Source organism: Caballeronia terrestris, from assembly GCF_001544515.1.
Lineage (GTDB): Bacteria > Pseudomonadota > Gammaproteobacteria > Burkholderiales > Burkholderiaceae > Caballeronia > Caballeronia terrestris.
On record NZ_FCOL02000416.1, the window covers coordinates 1 to 1,358 of the forward strand.

The following is a 1,358-nucleotide window of genomic DNA, read 5'->3' on the forward strand; positions in this document are numbered from 1 at the left end:
CACCCATTGGCCCGCGGCGACGATTCCAGTGTTCGTCGCCATGATGCTCGGTGCGACGCTCGGTGGGGACGCCACGCTCATCGGCGCGTCCGCCAACATCAGTGTCCGCGGGCATTTGTGCGCGCCATGGCAGGGCGCTCACATTCGCGACATTCCTGCGCGCTTCGATCGGCCCATCACCGTAGTCCAGCTCGCTGCGGGGCGCTTTATGTTGTCGTCTTGCCGCGGTGGATGAGGTGACGGACTTTTGGGACCCGTTGCGCCGATGGGCGGCCACGAAACGTCGCGGCCGGATGCCTGACCTTGGCAAGCATCACTGGCGCCATCAGCATACGGCGGTTTGTCGCCGGCGCGTATGGGACCAAGGTCCCATACCGGCGTGCCGACTGATGGCGTAGTCTGCCAGTGACGCTTTGTTTTGATCCACGCCTGCGCGGGCCCGCGATGATTATGAGACGCTCGCGCGTCGGCCGAAATCACTGGTTACAACCCTACAGTACCTTGGAAGCAAAATTAGGTAATAACGTCCGCTTCCGCATGAAGACTCGCAGCAAAATAAGAAATGCAACATCGGAAGAAGAGGTTTTGATTTTTTGCCGTAACGGCTGGGTTCGATCAAATGGGTCTCGCGTACCCCTCGAGAGCAGAAGAACCGCATCCTGTCCCAATCGTGTAAGAGCCCCGTTTTTAAAGCGCTCGTGGAATGTCCTCTTGTGGATCACCCAAAAGGAGTGCGTATGTCCTGGCTTACCGCAACGCTACGCAGTTATCCGGAGATTGCAGTCTTTCTTTCGTTGGGAATTGGGTATTGGGTCGGAGGAAAGAGCTATAGGGGATTCAGTCTCGGCGCGGTGACAGCCACGCTACTCGCCGCCATAGCGATCGGGCAGTTGGGCATCACGATCTCCTCGAACGTCAAGTCGGTCTTCTTCCTGATGTTCCTGTTCGCGGTCGGATATGGTGTCGGGCCGCAATTTGTCCGTGGGATCGCAAAGGACGGCCTTCCGCAGGCGCTGTTCTCCGTCGTGCAATGCGTGCTGTGTCTCGCGGTGCCGCTTGCGGCGGCAAAGATCGCGGGCTATGACGTGGGTTCGGCGGCCGGGCTCTTCGCCGGCTCGCAGACTATTTCTGCATCGATGGGTCTCGCCACCGACGCGATGAGCCGCCTGGGCCTTCCCGCCAGCGAGACGAAGGCGCTGCTCGATGCGATGCCCACCGCCTACGCGGTCACCTACATCTTCGGCACGATCGGCTCGGCCATCATCCTCGCGATGATTGGCCCGAAGCTGCTCGGCATCGACCTCGTCGCAGCCTGCAAGGAATATGAAACGACGCTCGGTGGCGCGACGGACCTGGGC

1 protein-coding gene and 1 pseudogene are annotated in these 1,358 nt (G+C 60.4%); both read left to right on the forward strand.

Annotated elements, in window-relative coordinates:
- A pseudogene (locus AWB67_RS42790) lies at window positions 1-235 on the forward strand (hypothetical protein); the annotation flags it as partial.
- Window positions 236-737: 502 nt separating this feature from the next.
- Window positions 738-1,358 (forward strand): aspartate-alanine antiporter-like transporter (locus AWB67_RS37905; RefSeq protein ID WP_510183520.1); only part of this gene is annotated, 621 nt, incomplete at its 3' end.